Origin of the sequence: Streptomyces sp. NPDC018964 (genome assembly GCF_044390325.1) — a bacterium.
In the GTDB taxonomy this organism is placed as follows: Bacteria; Actinomycetota; Actinomycetes; order Streptomycetales; family Streptomycetaceae; genus Streptomyces.
In genome coordinates, this window is sequence record NZ_JBIRYZ010000002.1 from 169,089 (window position 1) to 190,750 (window position 21,662).

Annotated in this window: 25 protein-coding genes; 15 read left to right on the top strand and 10 right to left on the bottom strand. The window is 69.7% G+C overall.

Annotated features, from left to right (window positions below; translation table 11 throughout):
* The first annotated feature begins 89 nt into the window (after positions 1–89).
* Genes haaA through haaN form a run of 3 tightly spaced genes read left to right on the top strand, consistent with a single transcriptional unit; the run spans position 90 to position 1,973 of the window.
* Positions 90–290: a HaaA family cyclophane-containing RiPP peptide gene (gene haaA / locus ACH5AO_RS03535; protein WP_398921348.1), complete on the top strand. Its 201-nt coding sequence runs from the start codon at positions 90–92 to the stop codon at positions 288–290.
* Complete coding sequence (locus tag ACH5AO_RS03540; RefSeq protein ID WP_398921350.1) at positions 287–1,474, top strand: FxsB family cyclophane-forming radical SAM/SPASM peptide maturase; 1,188 nt, start codon at positions 287–289, stop codon at positions 1,472–1,474. Before haaA ends, ACH5AO_RS03540 begins: the two co-directional genes overlap by 4 nt.
* Positions 1,461–1,973, top strand: a complete 513-nt coding sequence (haaN, locus tag ACH5AO_RS03545; protein WP_398921353.1) for a cyclophane-containing RiPP N-acetyltransferase HaaN — start codon at positions 1,461–1,463, stop codon at positions 1,971–1,973. Before ACH5AO_RS03540 ends, haaN begins: the two co-directional genes overlap by 14 nt.
* 308 nt (positions 1,974–2,281) lie before the next feature.
* On the opposite strand, the gene ACH5AO_RS03550 is transcribed toward haaN, so the two are convergent.
* Positions 2,282–2,659 (bottom strand): hypothetical protein, encoded by a 378-nt coding sequence (locus ACH5AO_RS03550; protein ID WP_030868772.1) that lies wholly within the window; start codon positions 2,657–2,659, stop codon positions 2,282–2,284.
* A 133-nt stretch (positions 2,660–2,792) separates the two neighbouring features.
* Here ACH5AO_RS03550 and ACH5AO_RS03555 point away from each other — a divergent pair, with 133 nt between their 5' ends.
* Together ACH5AO_RS03555 and ACH5AO_RS03560 are read left to right on the top strand one after the other, a co-directional pair.
* Entirely contained in the window at positions 2,793–3,155 is a 363-nt protein-coding gene (locus tag ACH5AO_RS03555; RefSeq protein WP_398921356.1) for a hypothetical protein, read from the top strand.
* 293 nt (positions 3,156–3,448) lie between these two features.
* Positions 3,449–4,282, top strand: a complete 834-nt coding sequence (locus tag ACH5AO_RS03560; RefSeq protein WP_398921359.1) for a phosphotransferase family protein — start codon at positions 3,449–3,451, stop codon at positions 4,280–4,282.
* Positions 4,283–4,340: 58 nt separating this feature from the next.
* Here the strand turns inward: ACH5AO_RS03560 and ACH5AO_RS03565 are convergent, their stop codons facing one another.
* The 3 genes from ACH5AO_RS03565 to ACH5AO_RS03575 all read right to left on the bottom strand — a co-directional run bounded on the left by ACH5AO_RS03565 (position 4,341) and on the right by ACH5AO_RS03575 (position 5,631).
* Positions 4,341–4,517: a hypothetical protein gene (locus ACH5AO_RS03565; RefSeq protein ID WP_398921361.1), complete on the bottom strand. Its 177-nt coding sequence runs from the start codon at positions 4,515–4,517 to the stop codon at positions 4,341–4,343.
* Between the two features lie 71 nt (positions 4,518–4,588).
* Positions 4,589–4,786: a DUF397 domain-containing protein gene (locus tag ACH5AO_RS03570; RefSeq protein ID WP_030868782.1), complete on the bottom strand. Its 198-nt coding sequence runs from the start codon at positions 4,784–4,786 to the stop codon at positions 4,589–4,591.
* Complete coding sequence (locus ACH5AO_RS03575) at positions 4,786–5,631, bottom strand: helix-turn-helix transcriptional regulator (protein ID WP_030868785.1); 846 nt, start codon at positions 5,629–5,631, stop codon at positions 4,786–4,788. The genes ACH5AO_RS03570 and ACH5AO_RS03575 overlap by 1 nt, the downstream gene beginning before the upstream one ends.
* Positions 5,632–5,833: 202 nt before the next feature.
* Here ACH5AO_RS03575 and ACH5AO_RS03580 point away from each other — a divergent pair, with 202 nt between their 5' ends.
* On the top strand, positions 5,834–6,493 hold the full coding sequence (locus tag ACH5AO_RS03580) for an ATP-binding protein (RefSeq protein ID WP_398921363.1): 660 nt from the start codon (positions 5,834–5,836) through the stop codon (positions 6,491–6,493).
* 3 nt (positions 6,494–6,496) lie between these two features.
* On the opposite strand, the gene ACH5AO_RS03585 is transcribed toward ACH5AO_RS03580, so the two are convergent.
* Entirely contained in the window at positions 6,497–9,652 is a 3,156-nt protein-coding gene (locus ACH5AO_RS03585) for a DUF3427 domain-containing protein (RefSeq protein ID WP_398921365.1), read from the bottom strand.
* Positions 9,653–9,814: 162 nt separating this feature from the next.
* Between ACH5AO_RS03585 and ACH5AO_RS03590 the strand changes: the two genes are divergently transcribed.
* Entirely contained in the window at positions 9,815–10,858 is a 1,044-nt protein-coding gene (locus tag ACH5AO_RS03590; RefSeq protein ID WP_398921367.1) for a YDG/SRA domain-containing protein, read from the top strand.
* Between the two features lie 90 nt (positions 10,859–10,948).
* Complete coding sequence (locus tag ACH5AO_RS03595; RefSeq protein ID WP_398921369.1) at positions 10,949–11,464, top strand: hypothetical protein; 516 nt, start codon at positions 10,949–10,951, stop codon at positions 11,462–11,464.
* 112 nt (positions 11,465–11,576) lie between these two features.
* Here ACH5AO_RS03595 and ACH5AO_RS03600 read toward each other — a convergent pair whose 3' ends face one another.
* A complete protein-coding gene (locus ACH5AO_RS03600; RefSeq protein WP_398921371.1) occupies positions 11,577–12,491 on the bottom strand; it encodes an alpha/beta hydrolase in 915 nt (304 codons plus the stop codon).
* A gap of 107 nt (positions 12,492–12,598) precedes the next feature.
* Between ACH5AO_RS03600 and ACH5AO_RS03605 the strand changes: the two genes are divergently transcribed.
* The 3 genes from ACH5AO_RS03605 to ACH5AO_RS03615 all read left to right on the top strand — a co-directional run bounded on the left by ACH5AO_RS03605 (position 12,599) and on the right by ACH5AO_RS03615 (position 14,228).
* Complete coding sequence (locus tag ACH5AO_RS03605) at positions 12,599–13,045, top strand: MarR family winged helix-turn-helix transcriptional regulator (protein WP_398921373.1); 447 nt, start codon at positions 12,599–12,601, stop codon at positions 13,043–13,045.
* A 58-nt stretch (positions 13,046–13,103) separates the two neighbouring features.
* On the top strand, positions 13,104–13,295 hold the full coding sequence (locus ACH5AO_RS03610; RefSeq protein WP_398921374.1) for a hypothetical protein: 192 nt from the start codon (positions 13,104–13,106) through the stop codon (positions 13,293–13,295).
* Between the two features lie 96 nt (positions 13,296–13,391).
* Positions 13,392–14,228 (top strand): MBL fold metallo-hydrolase, encoded by an 837-nt coding sequence (locus tag ACH5AO_RS03615; RefSeq protein ID WP_398921376.1) that lies wholly within the window; start codon positions 13,392–13,394, stop codon positions 14,226–14,228.
* Between the two features lie 638 nt (positions 14,229–14,866).
* On the opposite strand, the gene ACH5AO_RS03620 is transcribed toward ACH5AO_RS03615, so the two are convergent.
* Positions 14,867–15,325, bottom strand: a complete 459-nt coding sequence (locus ACH5AO_RS03620) for a DUF3592 domain-containing protein (protein ID WP_398921378.1) — start codon at positions 15,323–15,325, stop codon at positions 14,867–14,869.
* Between the two features lie 160 nt (positions 15,326–15,485).
* Positions 15,486–16,514 carry a helix-turn-helix transcriptional regulator gene (locus tag ACH5AO_RS03625; protein WP_398921379.1) on the bottom strand — a complete coding sequence of 343 codons (1,029 nt, stop codon included), beginning with the start codon at positions 16,512–16,514 and terminating at the stop codon, positions 15,486–15,488.
* Between the two features lie 93 nt (positions 16,515–16,607).
* Between ACH5AO_RS03625 and ACH5AO_RS03630 the strand changes: the two genes are divergently transcribed.
* Complete coding sequence (locus ACH5AO_RS03630; RefSeq protein WP_398921381.1) at positions 16,608–17,006, top strand: VOC family protein; 399 nt, start codon at positions 16,608–16,610, stop codon at positions 17,004–17,006.
* A 152-nt stretch (positions 17,007–17,158) separates the two neighbouring features.
* Here the strand turns inward: ACH5AO_RS03630 and ACH5AO_RS03635 are convergent, their stop codons facing one another.
* The gene (locus ACH5AO_RS03635) at positions 17,159–18,172 is read right to left on the bottom strand and encodes an SEC-C domain-containing protein (protein WP_398921383.1); all 1,014 of its coding nucleotides are present in this window, start codon (positions 18,170–18,172) and stop codon (positions 17,159–17,161) included.
* A 130-nt stretch (positions 18,173–18,302) separates the two neighbouring features.
* The gene (locus ACH5AO_RS03640) at positions 18,303–19,724 is read right to left on the bottom strand and encodes an MFS transporter (protein ID WP_398921385.1); all 1,422 of its coding nucleotides are present in this window, start codon (positions 19,722–19,724) and stop codon (positions 18,303–18,305) included.
* Positions 19,725–19,866: 142 nt separating this feature from the next.
* Between ACH5AO_RS03640 and ACH5AO_RS03645 the strand changes: the two genes are divergently transcribed.
* From ACH5AO_RS03645 to ACH5AO_RS03655, 3 genes are all read left to right on the top strand, one after another.
* Entirely contained in the window at positions 19,867–20,403 is a 537-nt protein-coding gene (locus ACH5AO_RS03645; protein WP_398921981.1) for a winged helix-turn-helix transcriptional regulator, read from the top strand.
* 46 nt (positions 20,404–20,449) lie between these two features.
* A complete protein-coding gene (locus tag ACH5AO_RS03650) occupies positions 20,450–20,785 on the top strand; it encodes a DUF6412 domain-containing protein (RefSeq protein WP_398921387.1) in 336 nt (111 codons plus the stop codon).
* Between the two features lie 141 nt (positions 20,786–20,926).
* Positions 20,927–21,643, top strand: coding sequence for a YidC/Oxa1 family membrane protein insertase (locus ACH5AO_RS03655; RefSeq protein ID WP_398921389.1), 717 nt, complete (start codon positions 20,927–20,929; stop codon positions 21,641–21,643).
* Positions 21,644–21,662: the final 19 nt, after the last annotated feature.

Below are 21,662 nucleotides of genomic sequence, written 5' to 3' on the forward strand. Positions count from 1 at the left end.
CCGTGCCCCGGACATCCCCGCCGCTGCTACCTTTCGAGCTGATACCGCCCTTCGCCACCCACCGGTGGTCACGCCCCGAGGAGCGCCGTATGCCGCCAGCGTCCGCCCCGCACGCCGCGACCTCACCGGACGGCGACCCCTCGCAGGGAAGTGCCGTTCTGGCCCGTGTCGAGTCCCGTGTGCGGCAGCGGCTCGAAACGGAGCGGGCCGCCGCAGCCGCACGGACGGCCGACAGCGGCCACGCCGCCTCCCTCACCCGGCCGTGGCCCGCTGCGAGCACACCCGCTTGAAGGCTCACAGCGAAGACGCCGCGCCTTTCACGGCCTTCATCCTCAAGGTCGCCAACCGCTGCAACATCGACTGCGACTACTGCTACGTCTTCAACTCCGCCGACCAGGCATGGCGGCACCTGCCCGCCCGGATGAGCACGGCCGTGGCCCGGTCCGCCGCCCACCGGATCGGCGAACACGCCGCAGCGCACAGCCTGTCCGCCGTACACGTGATCCTGCACGGTGGCGAACCCTTACTGGCCGGCCCCCGCCATACGGCCGCCCTGCTCGCCGCCGTACGGGAGGGCATCCCCACCGCCACGACGGTTCACTTCGAGCTCCAGACCAACGGGACACTGATCACGGAGGAGTGGCTCGATCTCTTCGAGGAGTACGGGGTCGTCGTGGGCGTCAGCCTGGACGGGCCGCAGGCCGCCAACGACCGCCACCGGCTGACGCGTTCACAGCGTTCGAGCGTCTCGTCCGCCGTACGCGGCATTGAGCTGCTGCGTTCCCGCCCGCACCTGTTCGCGGGCCTGCTGGCCGTCGTCGACCTGGCCAACGAACCGGGCGAGGTCCATGACCACCTGGCCTCCTTCGAGCCTCCGGTGATCGACTTCAACCTGCCGCACGCCACCCACGACGAACCGCCGCACCGCAACGATCCGGGCCTGCCCGAGTACGGGATCTGGATGAGCCGCGTGTACGACGCCTGGCTGGCCGGTGACGGGAACCGGCACAGCGTCCGGATGCTGGAGGACATCGTGGCCCTGAGCTCCGGGGTGCGGAGCTCGGTGGAGACCCTCGGGCTGGCCCCGTCGGCGAGCATCGTCATCGAGTCCGACGGAACCATCGAGGACGTCGACACCCTGAGGTCCGTCGAGGAAGGCGCCTCCCGGCTCGACGCCGACGTGCACCGGCACTCCTTCGACGCGGTACGCCGGCACCCGAAGCTCGCACACCGCAGGACCGGAACGGCCACGCTCGCCGAGAAGTGCCGGGCGTGCCCACTGCTGGAGGTGTGCGGCGGCGGCTACCTCCCGCACCGCTTCAGCACGGCCCGTGGCTACCGCAACCCGTCGGTCTACTGCGCGGACCTCGAGTACCTCATCCGCCATGTCCAGGGCTCCCTGCGGCACCATGGCTGGCACCTGAGCCCGGACCGTGCCACCGTGCCGGAACCATCCGTGGATGCGGGCGAATGAAGAGACCGAGGAACAGGAGCTGTCGATGACCGTGACGATCCGCCCCGCCGACAAGCGGGACGTCGAGGCCTTGGCCGAACTGATCGAGGAGATCGAGCGGTTCTACGGATCCACCGGCATCCAGCCGCTGGAGGAACGCCGGACACAGGTGGAGGAGGCGCTGTTCGGCTCGCCGCCCCTCGCGTCCGCACTGGTGGTGGAGGACGCGGCCGGTGAACTGGCCGGCCTCGCCGCCTACTCCTTCCTCTGGCCGGCCGCGGGCTCCTCCCACTCACTGTTCCTGAAGGAGCTCTACGTCCGTGACACGCTCCGCCGCCAGGGCGTCGGCTCCCGCCTCATGAACGAACTCCGCGCCCTGGCGGCGGCCCGGCCCGGGTGCAGCAGGGTCGAGTGGATGACGGACCGGGACAATCCCCACGCCCGCGCCTTCTACCGGACGCTGGGCTTCACCGAGTTCGACGGGAAGATCGTGTACCGGGTGGACGCCGGGGCGGTGTGACGCGACCGTTCCTGCTCTTCGCGGGCTCCGTCGGCCGGCGCCGCCTCTCCCACCCCCCTCGCTCACCGGGCAGCCCGCACAGTGACGGCCGCCATCACACCGCTCACGCGCGTGGATCCTCCTGCTTCAGCCGTGCCGCCAGGTTGGCGGCGCCGACGCGTGGGCCTCCGCACGATGGCCCGACGTGCCGTTTCCCTGGGTGCCGGAGGACGCGGAGCGCATGGTGGAGTAGACGCCCGGGCGCCGCCGGCGATCAGTGCGGCCGAGGGCCGCCCTTGCGGACAGGAGCGGACCGGGCCGAGGACGGCTCAGGACGCGGAGGGCCCGATCTCTCCCGCGAAGACGATGACCTGGTCGATGAGGCTCCGCCTCAGATGGACGACGTCCGTTCCCGCCAGGCGGGGGCCACCGTCCGGAGTGGTGAAGACCCACTGGTACCGGGCCCACTCGTCCGGCATGTCCACCGCCGAGCAGCGCACCATCGTGCCGGTTCCCGCCGGGTGCCGCCGGATGTCCAGCACGAACCGCTCGACCGCCTCGATCCCCTCACTGCGCCCCAACGGCCCCCAGAAGACGACGTCAGAGGTCAGCGCCTGGGAGAGCAGCCCCGTCACATAGCTGTCGTCCGAGGCGTTGAACGCGGAGAGGAACGTGTCGATCGCGGCCTGCGCGGTCTCTTCATGCATGTGCCAGTCATACCAGTCCGTCCGCGGCGAAGTCCGTCCTACGGCCCCTTTTCCGGAAACGCGGGGCCCTCCCGGTCACGGCACCGGCTCCCGCCCGGCGAACCGAGGACCGGGGACCGTAAGGTCGAGTCTCATGCACAGCACCCTGACGGAGCACGCCCGGTGCCTCTACGGCGACGAGTACCGCCCCGCACCGGAGTGCGACCTCGACCACGACGAGCGCCACTTCGTCGAGGAGCTGACCTTCGCCGACGCGGACGCGATCCTCACCATGCTGCACGCACTCTGCCCCCACCTCGTCGACGGCCACCTGCCCGTCCGGATCCGCAACCTCGCCTACCGACTGGCGCTGCTGCAACGCCCCGACGACGCGCCCCTGATGCGCGAGGCCGCCGAGAGCCTATGGCTGCACGGTCCGGACTGGGACCACATCGCGGCGGACCTGACGAGACGCGCGGACGCACTGCAAGCGGACTGCTCAGGCCCTGACGCGTAGGCGGAGCCGAGGGAAGGCCGTACGGACCACGACGGGGACGACCGACTCCGCGGAGCAGCCCTGCTCCCGCGCTCATCACCGCGTGACACGGCGGCCTTCACCGACCGCGGTGCCGAACCGGACGCACTGGTGCGACCCGTACGGAAGTCCCAGGACAACGGCACTGCCCTGCCCGTCCACACACCGCATGCGGTGCCCCAGGCGCCCGGTCGGCCCAAAAGGCGTTGCCGGGACTCGCCGGGCCGGAGGAAGATCTCCCGCGGAAACGCGAGAGAGCCCACGAGGGGGACCGCATGGAACCGCTGGAACTCCGCCGAGCTGTCGAGGCGGCACGGGCTACGGCGTCGGACCTGGGCCTCGCGGTCGACGACGTGGTCGTCATCCACAACTCGGACCGCGTCGCACTGCGCCTGCTCCCTTGCGACACCCTGGCCCGGGTCGCACCCCCGGGACATCTGGCCGACTCGGAGTTCGAGGTGGAGGTCGCCCGCCGCCTCACCGGCACCGGCGCTCCGGTGGCCGAACTCGACCCCCGCGTAGCCCCGAGGGTCCACGTACGCGACACCTTCGCCATCTCCCTGTGGACCTACTACGAACCCATGGGACCGGAGACCGCGCCGGCCGCCTACGCGGCCGCGTTCCTACGGCACCACGCCGCCCTGCGCCGCACCCATCTGGACGCACCGCACTTCACCGACCGGGTCACCGCGGCACTGAGAGCGGTGAACGACCGCGAGCAGTCCCCCGACCTGCCCGACCCCGACCGCACACTCCTCCGCGACACCCTCACCGACCTGAGCGCCGCCATCAGCTCCGACACGGTCGCCGACCAGCTGCTGCACGGCGAACCCCACCCGGGCAATCTCCTGAACACAAGGCGAGGCCCCCTCTTCGTGGACCTCGCCACATGCTGCCGCGGCCCGATCGAATTCGACCTGGCCCACGCGCCCGAAGAAGTGGCAGCCCACTACCCGGGAGCCGACCAGACCCTGACCCACCGCTGCCGCGCCCTGAACTGGGCGATGTTCTCAGCCTGGCGCTGGCGCACAGCCGACCAGATGCCCGACCGATCCCACTGGCGAGTCGAGGGCCTCAACAACGTACGCACCGCCCTTGGCCGTTGCTGACTGGGCTGACCCGAGCACGTCGTTCACCCCCGCACGGTGACGGCCGCCATCACACCGCTCACGCGCGTGGATTCTTCTGCTTCAGCTGTGCCGCCAGGACGAGGCCCTCCTGTACGGCGATGCCGAAGTCCGGGTCCTGGCAGAGGCGGATCCGCCCCCGGTAGTCGACGATCACCGCGGCGACTGCATCGAGGTCCACCTCCGAGGAGGCCTCCAACGCACGCTGGAGATCCACTTCAAAGGTTTCCCGGTCACCGGGGAAGCCGTGCCCGGACCGCAGAGCGGCCCGGATGTCGCCGATGGTCCTCAACGGCTTTTACTTCCCCAGATCGTCTGCACGAAGGATGCCCAGGCGTCGTGGCCTACTGCGATCACAGGGCCTTCCACGTTCTTGGAGTCGCGTATGAGCGTGCCGTCGTCGACGAAGGCGCATTCCACGCACTCGGTGCCGCTGCCGCCGCTGTAGGAGGACTTGAACCAGGTGGGCTGTGGCAGTGCTGTCATCAGGACTCCTTGCTGATCCGGTCGATGAGATCGGTGGAGGACTCAAAGTCGAGTGCCTGTGCGCTGAGGTATTCGAACGCCAATTTATAACGCTCCAGTTCCTCCGGCTTCTCCATGAACAACCCACCGCCGAGGAGATCCACGTACACGACGTCCAGCTCGGGAGCCTGGCCACGTAGGAAGGCGAAGCTACCGACAGCCGCTGCGTGAGCGCCTCGGTCAAAAGGTAGGACCTGCACGTTGATGTGCGGGCGTTCAGCCAAGGCGAGCAGGTGTTGCAGTTGCTTCCGCATGACTTCCGGGCCGCCTACCTGCCGCCGCAGCGCTGCCTCGTCGATCACGGCCCAGATGCGTGGTGGCTCTTGGCGGTCCAACAACTCCTGACGCTTCATGCGGATGTCGACCATGTGTTGGACCTCGCGCTCCTCACACCGCACCTCTGAAGCCCGGTGTACGGCTTCGGCGTACGCGCGGGTTTGGAGCAGGCCGGGGATGTACATGCAGGCGTAGTGGTCCTCGCGTACGACCTCGTCTTCGAGAGTGAGCATGAGGTTCATGGACTCGGGGATGGGGTCGGCGAGGGACCGCCACCAGCCCTGGATCTTGGCGCCCTTGGCTAGTTCGACCAGTGCAAGGCGTTCCTCGTCTGTCGCTCCGTACTCACGGCACAGGGCGTCGACGGCTGGCCACTTGACCGTGCCCTCCTTGGTCTCGTAGCGGCTGAGAGTTGCCTTCGAGATACCGACTCGGGCTCCCGCCTCCTCCAGCGTTAGCCCCTTCAGTTCACGGAGTCGACGCAGGTCGGCGCCCAGTTGACGCCTCCGGGTGGTGGGTCCGACTGCCATGCCTCAAGCCCTTCTTGCTTGTCGAATGGTCATGCCCGCCCGCTGACAAGAGCAGTCAGACGGTGTGCGCCGGGGGCGCGTACGGCAGTAGCGCGCTCCAGCAGGTCGCTAATGAGAGTTCCATTTTGAGAGTTTCAGTGCAACTCTCAGTATGGGTCACCTTGCAAGGCGTGACCATCGTGTCCCAGGTAGGAGTAGAACCGTGGACGAATTCGCCAACATCCCCCTAGCGTCTTGGGGGATCCCGTTCCTTGCCGAGCCAAAGGAAGTTTCAGTCCTGCGTGGCCTTACGCGGGCCCGGTTGAGCGACTGGGGGCTGCAAGAGCTCAGCGACTCGGCTCAACTGTGTGTCAGCGAGCTCGTGTCCAACGTGATCACGCACGTCGGTTGCGGCACCCCCGTCAACCTCACTGTCTCCCTGAGGGGAGCCCGCCTCCGCATCGAACTACGAGACCCGGACGCTCGTGCACTTCCCACGCTCGTAGAGGCGAGTGACGACGCGGAAGGCGGACGAGGCATGGCGCTGGTCGAAGCCCTGACGGAACGCTGGGGCGTCGAACTGTACGACAACAGCAAGGTGACGTGGTGTGAGCTTGTCGCCACTCCTGCCGCACCTGATGGGCATGCTGGTGTGCGCGTCACAAGAGCCGCCAAGGTTCTCAGCTCCTACGGTGACGGCGAGCTGTTCAGCACTTCCCGGCGTAGTCGACTGGGTGCGATGGCGGCAGAAGCAGCCGCCATCGACGTCATCGCCGACCTGCTGCACTGGCTCCAGACGTACGGCCATGACACGGACGAGATCCTGGACCGCGCACAGGCGCACTTCGAGGCCGAGCGGGAGGCGACCCGCGCCTCCCGCTGACGGTCAGCCCGCCGCTACCGCCTTGGCGTACGACAGCACATCCGCCGGGATCTCATGCTTCAACTTCCAGGTGATGGCCATCGGCTTGCTGCCCTCGTGACTCTGGTACTCGGCAGGTCCCAGAAGCATCCATGGCTGAGCACCGTTTATGTCGGTGGTCTTGTAGCGGCGGACGAAGAGCAGTACCTGGCTGCCCTGGGTGGCGTGATGTTGGTATCTCAGCCCGGTCGGGGATGTTTCGGAGGTCTGGTTCTGGGACTCCCAATGGAACTGCGTCTCGCTCAGTGCGAAGTCGTGGTAACGGGTCTGAGGGGAAAAGTCCTTCTCGTCCTTCTCCAGGGTGATGAAGAGCGCGTCCGTCGCAATCGACTCGCACCACCTCACGCCCTCACGGAAGTCGCCGGGCATGAACCCTCCGATGTCCGCCTGTCCGAGCGCAGGGAGGATCTCTTCTCGGCTGTAGGAGGCGTGCACGGTCAGCGGGATACCCCGGTCGCCGGTCACGCCGAGGAGGGGGATGGGTGCGTGTTCAGTGTGGGCCAGGTTGTACGCCAGGACTTGGCGCAGCTCGCTACGGAAGGCCTGCTGCTTTCGGAGCATGGCAAACCCTGCGTCGTAGCTTGCGAAGCCCTTCCTGGTGACACCGCCCAGCGGCCATAGCTGGAAGAACAGCATGCGGGCGTATGCCTTCCCCTGCTCATCGAGGTCGCTGTAGGAGACGGCATCGTCTTCGAGCATGCTGGTGTATCTCTTCACCCGCAGAGGGTCGTCGACATGCAGGAACGCCGGCATGCGCCTGAGGAGGGCGTCCTCTCCTCCAGGTGCCTCAAGGTCCATCAGGCCGGAGCGGCGGAGCAGCCCGGTCCAGGAGTTCCCGGTCCCTCGGTATACCTCCTTGATTTCTCGGCCGCTTTCCTCCAGGTAGCGGCCGAGGAGGAGCTCGCCGTAGTCGGCGACTTCACGGGCCAGCGTGGTCACGTTGACGCTGAGTTGGTCCTTGATGCTGGCGATGATGGTGTGCTTCGCCTTCTCCTCCAGCACGATCTCGCAGCCTGAGGGGAGCTTCGGGAAGTCATGCTCGATGTGGTCCAGCAGTCGCTTGCGCGTCAGGTTCGTGAGGGCCCGGAACTGGTTCTCGAAGCGGAACTCCTTACGGTGCTGACCGATGAAGTCCAGCACGGTCAACACGGCCTTGTTCTCGGAGCGCCGTAGTCCACGGCCGAGTTGCTGAAGGAACACAGTCGCGCTCGAGGTCGGACGGAGGAGGAGCAGGGTGTCCACGTCCGGGACGTCGACGCCTTCGTTGAAGAGGTCGACCGAGAAGACCACCTGGAGCGTCCCCGACCTCAAGTCTGCGAGCGCTTGCCGGCGCTGATCGGCCGGCGTCTCCCCGGACACCGCGACGGCGTTAAAGCCAGCCGAGCGGAAGCACTCCGCCATGAAGTGCGCATGAGCGACGGAGACGCAGAACCCCAAGGCACGCATGCGGTGTGGGTCTGCCACCTTCTCCTTGACGGCTTTAATGACGAGGCCAGCGCGGACCTTGTTGCCCGTCAGGACGTTGCTGAGCGAGCTCACGTCGTACGATCCGCGCTTCCACTCCACATCGCTCAAGTCAGTGGTGTCACTGATGCCGAAGTAGTGGAAGGGGCACAAGAGCTTGTTGTCCAGGGCTTCCCACAGCCGCATCTCTGCGGCGATACGGCCATCGAAGAACTCGTCCTGAATGTTCTTGCCGTCCATGCGCTCTGGCGTGGCAGTCAGGCCCAGCAGCTCCATCGGCCGGAAGTGATCGATGATCTTCCGGTAAGTCGGTGAGGTTCCGTGGTGGAACTCGTCGATCACGATGACGTCGAAGTGATCGGGGGCGAGACGATCAAGTGTCCGTGCGTTGAGCGATTGAACACTCGCGAAGACGTGTATCCAGCGCTCCGGGATCTCACCGCTGTGCAGGGACTCTCCGAAGTTCGCATCGAACAGAATTTCCTGATAGGTCCGCAATGACTGCTGCAGGATCTCCTTGCGGTGAGCTACGAACAGCAGGCGCAAATCGCGCTTGTGTCTCTCGCGGAGCCGCTTGTAATCAAGTGCAGCCATGATGGTCTTGCCCGTGCCGGTTGCCGCTACCAAGAGGTTCCGGTGTCGGTCGTGTACCTCACGCTCGACATGGAGGCGCTCGAGCATGTCCCGCTGGTAGGGATACGGCCGTACCTCAAGGCCGGACAGTGTGATGGGGCGGTCTACTGATGGCGCACCGCCAGCCACTGCCAGCGCTTTTTGCAGACGCTCGCCATCAGTGTGAGGGTCGTATGCCTCGAAGGACGGGTCGTTCCAGTACGACTCGAACGTTGCTTCAAACTTCCGCATCACATCGGGCGTGGCTACGGAGGACAAGCGAACGTTCCACTCCAGACCATCGAGGAGAGCGGCCTTCGACAGATTTGAGCTACCGACGTACGCGGTGTCGTAGCCGCTGTCCCGTCGGAACAGCCAAGCCTTGGCGTGGAGCCGTGTTGAGCGGGTCTCGTAGTTGACCTTGACCTCGGCTTCGAATTCTTCGACCAAGCGGTCCAGCGCTCGCCGCTCAGTGGCGCCGATGTACGTCGTGGTCAAGACCCTTATCGGTACACCTCGCTCATGAGCTGCCCGCAAGGACCGCTCGATGACCCGCAGTCCGTGCCACTTGACGAAGGCGCATAGGAGATCTACGCGGTCGGCCGTAGCGAGCTCTGCGCGCAGTTCGAATCCGAGGCTGGGGTCCTCGGGTGAGTTGGTCAGGAGCGCGGTATCTGAGAGCGGGATGCCGGGGCGTACGGCGAAGACTCCTGGCGCCTCCTGCCGCGTGATCGCTAGGAGCTGCTGAGGGCCGTCTGCGACGAGGTCCACCCATTCTTGGGCGCCCTTCAGCGTGCTGATGGACTCCAGGATGTGGTTGGCCGCGTGCACGCGCTCCTCGGCCGGCAAGTTCTGTAGAACGTGGCGCACGGTGTGTGAGACGTGTCGCGCAAGTACGTGAGGGACCGACTCCGAACCCACGGCTTCGCTCATCGGATGCCAGCCAAGTTGGGAGAGCTGCTGAAGCTTCTGTTCGAAACGGAGCGTGATCAGTTGCTCGTACAGGCCCGCGGCAGGTTGGGACAGATCCTCCAGCTCAGACACACGGACTCCTTCGATCACGCCGGACAACTCGACTCATGTGTAACAGAGCGCTCTGACAATCCAGGGCGAGGTTGGCCGACACTGTTCGCTGAGTGGTCACAACTTGGCTGCGCTAGCGAGGAGTTCGGCGAGAAATGATCATCTTCGATCCAATATGGATGGGTGAGAATCGAACGTGTCATCGGTCATATAGAGGGCGTGCCCGTGGGCATGGTCTTCCACCGACGAAGAAACGTGCAGCATGCAAAACTGCACCAAACGAACCAAAAGGGCATCTCTTGGTTGCTCGACAAGGATGGCAGCAAGGTCGGGGATGCGATCGTCCTGCACGGCGGCTATGTGGACGACGAGGACCACTGGGAGTGGATCCGATACACGGGGGCTTCGGAGGGGAAGGACAAGGACGAATCCACCGGAAGGCTTCTCCGCAGCCAGTCGTGGTCCTACCCGGACAATGCTGCGCTCCTGCTCAGCTATGAGCGCGGCTATCCCATCCGTGTGATTCGAGGCTACGAGGGAGATTCGCGGTACTCGCCCTTCGACTCCTACAGGTATGACGGCCTGTACGAGATCACGGAAGTGCGCACGGCGACCTCCAAGTACCCGGCTCCCGACGGTTCGCCGATTGAAATCTGCCAGTTCGACCTGAGGCGCTTGCGCGATCAGGAGCAAGTGCAGACACCGGTCGAACGGCATGTCATCGACGTACTGGAAGAGCTCGACCACGAGCAAGATGAGCAAGGAGACGGGCAGCAGGAAGGCGAGGAACCTCCTGGCGAGCAGCGGGTCGTGGAGAAGTTCCCGCGTTCGCGCAGCATGCAGGTGCGCCGCTTGATCAGAGACACGGCTGCCGCGCAGCGGATCAAGCAACTCTATGACGGAGAGTGCCAGCTGTGTGGCCTGCGTCTGATGGGCCCGGACGGTAGCCCGTACAGCCAGGGCGCCCACATACGGCCTCTGGGGAGGCCTCATTACGGCCCCGACGTCGAGCCCAACATCCTGTGCCTCTGCCCCAATTGCCACGTGCGACTCGACATCGGAGCGATCGCAGTGGATGAAGACTGGTCCGTCATCGTGCGATCAGATCTTGCAGGCGCGAGGCTCCTGCCGAAGCTCACCATTAGGGAGAGCCACCGGGTCCACCCGGAGTACTTCCGTTATCACCGGAGGTACTGGGAGCAGAGGGCTTCCGATCAGGAGCTGTGAACTATGGGCGCCCGCCTCGGAAGGCAACGGCATGGCCATGAGATGACGAGTGCGGTAAACACATCCTCCGTGGATCAAGGATTAGCGGCGTTGCTCGGAGCGACGGTCGGTGTGGCCGGGACCGTCCTCGCGTCGGCGATCACCGGGTGGTCGGCGAGGCAGCAGGTGCAGGCTCAGGCGAGGGCCGAGCATGCGCACTGGCGGAGACAAGTGCGTCGGGACGCCTACAGTGCCTTCCTCGCTCCGGCGTCCGAGTGCCAGCACGCCCTGAAGCTGGCCGGTCGTGCGTTCATCGGCGAACGGGACACCGAGGAGGTCGATCGCAGGCTGCAGCAGGCGCAAGGGCAGCTGGCGCTTGCGCAGGCCGCGTGGGCCAACCTTGCCGTCGAGGGGCCGGAGGCGGTGGAGCAGGCCGCCCGGAGCGTCTACACCACGCTCAAGTCGACGCAGACGACCCTGCTCGCCTTCCGTGACGCGTCGGCGAACGCCCCGGACGGCAACGTCCACTTCGTGGAGCGTCACGCCGTCGAAGTGGCCCGGCTCTCCGAACGCATCGGCGAGTTCACCGCGGCGGCGCGGTCGGCCCTGGACGACGTCGGGGACTGAGGTCCTGCGCTGTCGGTCCCATGGGGACAGGGGCCGCACGGATACAGGGACGGGACGCGTGATGTCGGCGGCGGTGCCGCCGACATCCGTGCGGAGGCCGTCGGGGCCGGCGTCAGCGGGCCGGTTCGGGGTGGTCGGCGTGCAGGTGGGTGGTGAGGAAGCGGGCGGCTCGGTCGAGGGCGGCGTCCGCCTCGTCGAGGTGGCCGTAGTGGTGCTGGAAGACGTGGGGGAGGCCGGGGCCGATCTCGAGGGTGACCTCGACGTCGGCGGCGCCCGCGCGGCCGGCCAGCCGGACCGCGTCGTCGAGCAGGACCTCGTTCGCCCCGACCTGGACGAGGAGCGGGGGCAGTCCGGTGAGGTCGGCGAAGAGCGGGCTGGCCAGGGGGTGCGTCCGGTCGCCCGCGCCGACGTAGAGATCGGCGTAGGCGCGTATGTCGGCCTCGGTGAAGAGGGGGTCGGCGTCCTCCTTGGAGCGGATGCTCTCCCCGGAGAGGGTGAGGTCGGTCCAGGGGGAGAAGACGGCCACGGCGGCCGGCTGCGGCAGTCCGGCCTCCCGGGCCGCGAGCAGGGTGGCGAGGGTCAGGCCGCCGCCGGCGGAGTCGCCGGCCATGACGAGGTCCCGCGGGTCGGTGCCCGCCGCCAGCAGTGCGCGGTAGGCGGCGAGCCCGTCGTCGACGGCCGCGGGGAAGGGGTGCTCGGGCGCCAGCCGGTAGTCCACCGACAGCGCGCGCAGCCCGGCACGGCGGGCCAGTTCGCCGACCAGGCCCGCGTGGGTGTCCGGTGAGCCGACGACGTAGCCGCCGCCGTGCAGGTAGAGCAGCCGGCCGCGGCCGGAGGCCTCGGCCGGTTCCAGTTCCAGGGCCGGCCGTCCGCCCAGGACGGTCTCGCGGGTGACCACGTCCTCCGGCGCGGGGCGGGTGAGCGCCGCGTCGAAGTCGTCGCGCTGCTCCTCGGGGGCGGGCCGGGTCTCGCCGCGAGGGGCGGAACGGAGTACGGCGTCCAGGGCCTTGCGCTGCTGTCGGGACATGCGGGCCTCCACGGGTCGGATGCGAGGATGGATTCCCGGGAATCCATCTGTCCGACCCCAACCGGATTCCATGGAAGATGATTCCCAGGAATCCATTGGAGGCTGGTGTGGGACACGTCACTTCTGTCTTTGTCGATCTCGTCCGTGTCGAGACCCGGCTCTACAACGCAGTGAACGCCCGGCTGCGCGCCGAACGGGGCCTGGGGCTCGGGCAGTTCGAGTTCCTGGAGGTCATCGACCGCGTGCCGGGGTGCCGGGTGCTCGACATCGTCGGCGAGCTGGCGATCACCGTGGGGGCCGTCAGCAAGGCGGTCGACCGGCTGGTGGCGGCGGGCTGGTGCCTGCGGGTCGCGCACCCCCAGGACCGTCGCTCGTCCGTCCTCCGCCTCACGCCCGAGGGCGAGGAGCGGCTGGCCGCTTCCCGCCCCGTCGTCGAGAGCGCACTCGCCTCGCTGACCGGGGCGGTTCCCCCTGACGACCTGGCCCGCGTCGCCTCGACCCTGGCCACCCTGCGCGCGGCCCTCGAGGCGGGCTCCCACGGACGGCCGGGCTGAGGGCCGCGAGGCCGGCCACCTTGCGGGAGAGGGTACGGCGGCAGGGGAGAATGAGGGCATGGCGATATGCAAGAAGTGCGGTGCGCGCGAGCGCGGTTGGCGCCGTTCCTGCTCCCGGTGCCGCTCGGGGAGGGACTGGACGGAACCTGCCGCGGACGCCGCCGACCTCGCTTCGGCGGCGGGACTGTTCGGCTGGCTCTGGCGAGGAGTCAAGGGGATCGTGCGGCTGGTGCTGCGCGCGGGCGACTGACCGGGCCCGGAGGACCGTACGCGCCCGGAGGTGTAGAACCGGCCCCGCCGCTCACCCGGCTCCCACGGGACCCACGTACGACGGAGGGAGTCGGCCGTGCGGCAGCATCCGCCCGAGGGCACCGCGGAGATCCTGTTCATCGGCAACGCCACCCTGCTGATCCGCTACGGGGAGCTGACGCTGCTGACCGATCCGAACTTCCTGCACCGCGGGCAGTTCGCCCACCTCGGCTACGGGCTGGTCTCGCGCCGGCTGACCGAGCCCGCCGTCGACGTGGCGGAACTCCCGCACGAGGACCTGGACGCCGTCGTGCTCTCGCACCTGCACGGCGACCACTTCGACCGGGTGGCCCGGCGCGGGCTGGACCGGGGCCTGCCGTTCGTCACCACCCCGCACGCCGCCCGCCTGCTGAAGGGGCTGTACGGGTTCCGCCACGCCACCGGGCTGCGCACCTGGCAGGGCCGCACCCTGCGGCACGGGGACTCCTCCGTGCGCGTCACCTCGCTGCCCGGCCGCCACGCGCCCGGCCCGCTGCGGGTCCTGCTGCCGCCCGTGATGGGCAGCATGCTGGAGTTCGGCGACCGCTCGGGGGAGGTCCGGCTGGTCCTCTACCTGTCCGGCGACACCCTGATGTACGACGGGCTGCGCGGGATCGCCGGACGCTACCCGGACATCCACCTGGCCGTCCTGCACCTGGGCGGTACGACCCTGCCCGGCGGCCTGGTGGTCACCATGGACGCCGGGCAGGGCGCCGACCTGCTCGACCTGCTGCGTCCGCGACGCGCGCTGCCCGTGCACCACGGCGACTACACGGTCTTCCGCTCCCCGCTGGAGGACTTCCTCGCGGAGGCGGGACGCCGGGGCCACGCGGCGCGCCTGGTGCGGTGCGCCCCGGGGGAGCGGGTGACCGTCGGCGACCGGGCGCCGGCCTGACCCGCACGCCCCCGGTCGCTAGTGCTGTGACCACATGGGTTCGCCGTGTCGGTAGTGACGACGGTTGGATGTGGGGTGACGTCCGTCTGATCGTTGGGGTGGAGTGACAGAGCCTGTCCGTGTGCACGGGTTGACCGGCCAGGAGGGGCAGAAGCTGCGGCAGATCGTGCGTCGGGGATCAGCGCAAGGAACGCGTCCGCATCCGCAGTGAGAAAGGCATCCGCTGGGGCGAGCGACCAGCCCTCATCGCGTGATCAGATCGTGCCCTCGCTCACAGCACTACTCCGTGGCTGGTGCGATTCCCGCGTTGCGAGGATGGCCCCCGCCCGTCGTCTCAGAGCGCGCCGCAACTCTCGCACCTGCTCCTCCGTGCGCGCCTGGTCCCGCATGGCGCGCTCCAACGCGCGCTCCGACTCTTCGAGGGAACACTGGCGTCTCGCGGCTTCCTCCCGAACGCCGACACTCCAGTCCTTGCCAGGGCCGCTGGACCTGACGAATTCGGCCAGCCCGATCCGCTTCCGATAGACCGACAGCTGAAGACCCACGAGAGCATCCGGCAACTGCATCCCGACATCGTGGCACGGGAAGCGCCAGCAGACATGCCCTCACCACAAGAATGCGGCGAACCTATGTGGTCACTAGAGGAACGCCCCCACCCCCATGCCGATCCCGAACAATACGAAGAAGATCCCCCAGGTCATGTTGGCGGTCGCCGAGTACGACACCTTCCCCGGCCGTCCGTCCTTGGTGTGGACGACCACCACCCTGCGCGGGTCCCTCGGGTCGTAGCGGAGCACGACCGGGATGCCGGCGTGCAGGGGGTGGGACTCGTGGTTGAGGGGGGCGCGGCGGTAGGTCTGGGTGGGCGGGGCGTCGAGGTTGTTCACGGGCGGGGCCTGGTAGCGGACCTGAGGGGGGTGGACGACCGGGCCCTCGCGGCGGGCGCCGCGGGCGACCTCGCCGCGGGTGCGGACGCCCCGGACGCCGAGGCGGTGCAGGGCCCGGCGCTGGCGCAGGGCGCCGCGCAGGGTCGCGACGCCCAGGGCCAGCGCCCCGGCGGCCATGATGAGCGTGATCGTGAGCCATGGCTGATCCATGTGGCCTCCCCCGGGGCCGACTTCAGGTCTTCACGGAGACGAACGCGGTCGTGCGGCGGTTCCCGTGGTGCTCTCCGGGCGCTCCGGCGGGAGGGGACGCCGGACGAGGCCGCCGGTGCCGGACCGGTGCCCACCGGTACGGCGGGTCCGGCGGGTACGGCTAACTGTGCCGTTTCATGACATCGGTTTCCCGCGGTGGGGCCTGGCGGGCGTAGGACGCGAGGCGGTCGGCGAGCGCGGTGACGAGGTCGCGCAGTTCGTCGGGGCGCTCGATGGCGAACGGCCGGTCGAGTGAGGCGAGTACGGGAGGCAGCCAGTCGAGCCGCTCCACCCGCAGTTCGACGCGCAGCCAGCGCTCGGTCGCCCGGTTCCGGCCCGTGGCGGGCTCGCCCTCCTCCTCCAGGCTCGCGACGCCGGCGGGCAGGCGGACGCGGATCTGCTCGACCGTCCCGTGGATCCGCAAGGTCACCTCGTGCCGGTACTCGGCCGTGGCGAACGCCGACAGCACGCGCTGTGCCGGATCGGGGTCCACGGGCGCTTCGAAGGAGCCGGGCAGGGCCCGCGCGTCCGCGATGCGGTCGAGCCGGAAGGTCCGGTCCTCGTTGATCCGGGCGTCCTCGCCCGTGACGTACCACCGGCCCGCATGCGCGACGATCCCGTGCGCGTGCAGCGTGCGTTCGCTGCGCCGTCCGTCGCGGTCGGTGTAGCGGATCGAGACCGGCCGGCGGTGGCGCACAGCATCGGCGATGGTGAGCAGGACCCCGGCGTCCGGGGCGTCGAACGCGCCGGGCCGTTCCGTGAAGGCGAGAGCCTCCAGGAGTGCGTCGAGCCTGCGGGCGATGTGCTTGGGCAGCACCCGCCGGATCTTCGCCGACGCCGTCTCGCTCGCCGTGTGCTGCGCCGTCGTCAGGCCCGTCCGGCGGCCGGCGACCAGGCCGAGCAGCACGGCCAGTGCCTCGTCGTCGCCGAGCATGAGCGGAGGCAGGCGGTACCCGGGGGCGAGCCGGTACCCGCCGTAGCGGCCGCGCACCGATTCCACGGGCACGTCCAGGTCGATCAGATGGTCCACGTACCGCCGCACGGTGCGCCCGTCGACGCCGAGCCGATCGGCCAGTTCGGCCACCGTCCGGGTGCCGCCCGACTGCAACAGCTCCAGGAGTGTCAGCACGCGGGCGGTGGGTCGGGACATGCGCACAACCTAACGCGCATACAGGACCGATTCTGTCCACTATCTCTCCTAGCCTGCGCTGTGCACGCCTCCAGCACAGCCAAGGAGATCCCCATGGAGTTCGTCTCTGTCCGCATCATCACCGGCGACGTGGCACGCCTCGTCGACTTCTACGAGCGGGCCACGGGGGCGCGGGCGACGTGGGCCACCGAGGAATTCGCCGAACTCAGGACCGCGGGCGCCACCCTCGCGATCGCCGGCACCGGCACCGTCCCGCTGTTCGCCCCGGGCTCCGCCCGCCCGGCGGACAACCACAGCGTGATCATCGAGTTCCTCGTCGACGACGTGGACCGCGTCCACCGGAACCTGACGGGCTTCGTCACCGACTTCGTCAACGGGCCCACCACGATGCCCTGGGGCAACCGGTCGCTGCTGTTCCGTGACCCCGACGGCAACCTCGTCAACTTCTTCACGCCCGTCACCCCGGCGGCCGTCGAGAAGTTCGCACGCTGACGCCACGCACAGCCGCTCACGCGGGAGCCCCGGAAGCCCTGGGAGCCCAGGGTTCCCGATGAACGCGGCCGCCGAGTCCGGGAGCGCCCTCGGCGGGGGACGTCGGAACGCACCGCCGACCCCCGAAGGACGCCTGCGCCGAGGCGCCACGGCTAATCCGCGCCGTGGCACTCCCCGTACGTCCGCCCCGAGCCGCACCAGCACGCCGCCGGCCGCTCCGGGGGCCACGCCACCGCCCGGCCCCGGGCCGCCAGGATCGTGGCGTACTGGGGGAGGAGGGCCGGGTCGGCGGGGGAGGCGAGCTCCGAGGCGGCGAAGGCCTCGTAGGAGGGGACCGTGCCCGTGACGATGCCCAGGTTCGGGGTGCCGGACGCGGCCAGTTCGCGCAGGGCCGCCTCCGTCGTCGCCAGGTGGGCCTCGTAGGACGGGTACTCCTCCGCCAGGGACGGGTACGCCTCCGTCAGCTCCGCCAGCTCACCGGCCGGCCAGTGCAGCACCGCCACCGGGAACGGGCGGGACAGCGCCTCCCGGTACGCGCCCAGTTCCGCGCGCAGGCGGACGATCTCCGCCTCCAGCTCCACCGGGTTCTCCGAGCCGAGCGACCACACCCGCTTGGGGTCGTGGAGCTCGTCCAGGGTGATCGGGAGGGTGTGGACGGTGTCCGCGAGCGCGTCCCACTCGTCGTGCGCCGCGCCGAGCATCCTGCGCACGCGGTGGCGGCCGAAGAGGAGCGGGTGGGTGGCGCGCGGGGGCTTCTCGACACCGGTCAGGAGGAGGCGTACCGCCTCCGTGAACGTCTCGTGCGCCTGCTCCAGCTCGTCGTGCGACTCCAGGGACTCCGCGACGATCACCCAGGGGGCCGCGTCGCGCGGGGCCGCGGTGCGGATGCCGGTGATGATCGCGCGGGCCTCCGCCTCGTGGCCGTACTCCCAGAGGTTCGAGGCCTTCAGGGCCCGTACCAGGTACGGGTCGTCCAGCTCCCGGGAGGAGGACAGCAGGCGGTCGTAGAGGGCGGTCGCGGCGGGGCGGTCGCCGGAGAGCTCGCGGTGGGCGGCGGCCCGCAGCAGCAGGGCCTCGGCGTCCTCGGGGTAAAGGTCGGCGGTCCGCTCCAGGCGGGCGGCTTCGGCGGTGTGGTCGACGTTTTCGGCAGGCGTGTCGGGGCGCATGGGTGACACCGTACTGCCGGTGGGTGACAAAGGGGGGACGGCCACCGGCCGTGGGGCGCCCCGGGGCCCGGAGCAGGCGTCACGGGGGAGTGGCCGGAACGGGTGCGGCCGGGAACGCCCCTCCGTTCCGTCACTCCCGTTCCCGCAGGCCCACGACCGCCACCGCCGCCACCAGCGCCAGGACCGCCGAGACGATCATCGCGATGTCCGTGCCCCGGGCCGGGCCGCCGCTCGACGAGGTCGCGACGGCGATGGTCAGGGAGACGCCGGCGCAGGAGCCGATGTACCGGAAGGTCTGCTGGGCGCCGGAGCCCATCGCGGCCCGGGCCGGCGGGACCGACGCGACGGCGAGCAGCGGGAGCGCCGCGTTGAGCAGGCCGCTGCCGACCCCCGCGATGATCATGCCGGGGACGAAGCGGGCCGTGGAGCCCGCGCCGACCGCGCCCAGCATCGTCAGGACGCCGCCCGCGTGGAGGACGAAGGCGATCGCCAGCTGGACGCGGGTGGGGACGCGGCCGGCCAGGCGGCGGGCCTGCAGCGCGACGATGAAGGCGAGACCCGCCCACAGCAGGGTCAGCCAGGCCGTGTCCATCGCGGACATGCCGAGGCTGCGCTGGAGCACCGCGGGCAGGAAGCTGAACAGGCCGATCACGGACAGGCCCGTGAACAGGCCGCCGACGGAGGAGGCGAGGAAGCCGGGGCGGCGCAGCAGGGACAGGTCGATCATGGGGGTGGCCGTCCGGCGCTCCACCAGGGCGAACGCGGCCAGGAGCGCGACGGCCGCCGCGAGCAGCAGCCACACCGGTGTGCGGAGCCAGCCGTCGCGGCCCAGGGTGAGGGCCGCGACCAGGGAGACGAGGGCCAGGCCGAAGGTGACGGCCCCGGCGAAGTCCGGACGTCCGCCGCGCGGGGAGCGGGACTCGGTGAGGGCGCGCGTGCCGAGGACGGCGACGATCAGCGCGGCGGCGCCGAGGACGCCGTACACCGCGCGCCAGTCGGGTATCCCCGCGGCGAGCAGCGGGCCCACCGCGGTGCCGCCGGTGACGAACGCGCCCCACACCCCCGTCGCCCGCACCCGGCCGGCCGGTGTCGGGAAGGCGTGCACGATCAGGCCGAGGCTGCTGGCCAGCAGGGCCGCGCTGGCCGCGCCCTGGGCGACGCGGGCCAGGGTGAACAGCCAGGTGGTGCCGGCGAGGGCGCCGAGTGCCGTGGTGATGCCGAGGGCGAGCGTGCCGGAGACGAAGATCCGGCGGCGGCCGTAGTCGTCGGCGAGGCTGCCGGCGACCAGGAGCAGGGCGGCGAGGCCCAGCGGGGTGCCGTTGAGCAGCCAGGCCTGGGCGGACAGCGGGGTGTGCAGGGCGGCCGCGGTGTCGGGGAGCGTGACGACCGGCGCGATGTACGTCATCAGCGACACGGCGGTGGCGACGCTGGTCAGCGCGAGGGTGGCGCCGGGGCGCGGGACGGACGGGTCCCGGCGGGGGGCCGCTTTCGGCCGTACGGCGGTGAGGGCGGTGGTGTGCGCGGTCGCGGGGGAGGGGTCGGTGCCGGTCATGTCTGTCAGGGGTCCTCTGCGGGATCGGCTCGCCGGGACGAGGGCTTCCGGGGTGGTGGGTTCGTTCATTGAACCTACGCGGACGGCTCACCGTAGCACCATGAGTTCGGTCATTGAACCAACGGCGGGGGAAGTGGTTACAGTGGACGGCATGGCACTGGGCAAGGACTACGCGTCACAGGAGTGCTCGATCGCGAGCGCCCTCGAGGTCATCGGGGAACGCTGGACCCTGCTCGTGATCCGCGACGCCTTCTACGGCGTGCGGCGCTACAACGACTTCCTCGTCCACCTCGGCATCCCGCGCGCGGTGCTCGCCGCCCGCCTCCGGGCGCTGACCGAGCAGGGGATCCTGGAGAAGCGCCGGTACCAGGAGTCGCCGCCCCGGGAGGAGTACGTCCTCACCGACCGCGGGATCGCGCTGTGGCCCACCGTGCGGGCGCTCGGCCTGTGGGGACGCGAACACATCACGCGGGTCCAGCTCCGCGTCTTCCGGCACGCCGACTGCGGCACCGAACTCGGCCCGTACGGCGAATGCGCGGCCTGCGGAACCATCGTGCCCGTGCCGGACGTTGAGGTACTGCCGGGGCCCGGACTCAACCTGGACCCGGCGGATCCGGTCAGTCGGGCGCTGCTCAAGCCGAAGCGGCTGCTTCAGCCCGTCGAGGTCGATCCGGTATGAACCCGGTACGGGCAGGGGCGAGGGGACGAGAGGGAGGGGGCGGCGAGTGATCCGTCATCGGGCGACCGCGCGGTCCGCCTTCGCCGTGCTCCTGCCGCTGCTCCAGGCCGTCCTGCTCCTGTTCCTGCTGCTGATGCCCGCCGCCGGCGGGCTCTCCCTGGCCGACGTCGCGCTCGCCGCGACCGCCGCGGCCGGTGCCGCGCTCGCCGTCTGCCTGCTCCTCGCCGCCCGCTGCGCGCCCGCCGTGGCGCCCACGCGGGTGCGCACGGCGATACGCGACCGTGACCGGCGTACGGCCTTCCTGCCCCAGCGCGACCCCGACGCCAGGGGGCGCACCAGACCCCGGGCACCGGGGCACGCCCTCCCGGCGACCGCCGCGTAGGGCGCTCCTTCCGCACGTTCCGCACCTTCCGTGCGCTCCGTGCGCTCCGTGCGCTCCGTAGGTTCACCACGCCCTGCCGCGGGTCGTCATGCCGTTCTTTCCCGTACTTCCGGCACGACGAGACCCCCGGAGGGCTCACCCATGTCCGTCTTCGCCAGCCTGGTCGAGCACCTGGCCGACCTGCTCCGGCCGCTGTTCGGCGTCTCCGCGGCGGCCGCCGCGATCGTCCTGTTCACCGCCTTCGTACGACTCCTCGTCCACCCCCTGTCCCGGGCCGCCGCGCGCGGGCAGAAGGCGCGGGCGGCGCTCCAGCCGCGCATCGCCGAACTGCGGCGCAAGCACCGTCGCGACCCCGAGAAGCTGCAACGGGCCGTGATGGAACTGCACGCGCGGGAGAAGGTGTCACCGCTGTCCGGATGCCTGCCCGGCCTGCTCCAACTGCCCGCGTTCTTCCTGCTGTACCACCTCTTCTCCAGCGAGACGATCGGCGGACGGACCAACGAACTGCTCGGACACCGGCTGTTCGAGGCGCCGCTCGGCGACCGGTGGGCGGACGCGCTCGGGAACGGCGGGGTCTTCGGCGGGCCCGGACTCGTGTACGTCGGGCTGTTCGCCGTCACCGCCGTCGTCGCCTGGTTCGGGTACCGGCTCTCCCGGCGGATGACGGCCGCGGGCCCCGTGGTGCCCGCGGCCGGTGAGGGGGAGCAGGTGCCGGGGCTGGCGGCGGTGACCCGGGTGATGCCGTTCATGTCCTTCCTCACGCTCGTCACCGTCGCCGTCATGCCGCTGGCGGCCGCGCTGTACATGGTGACCAGCACGACGTGGAGCGTGGCGGAGCGGGCCGTGCTGTACCGCTAGCGCGGGGCGGGGTGCCGGT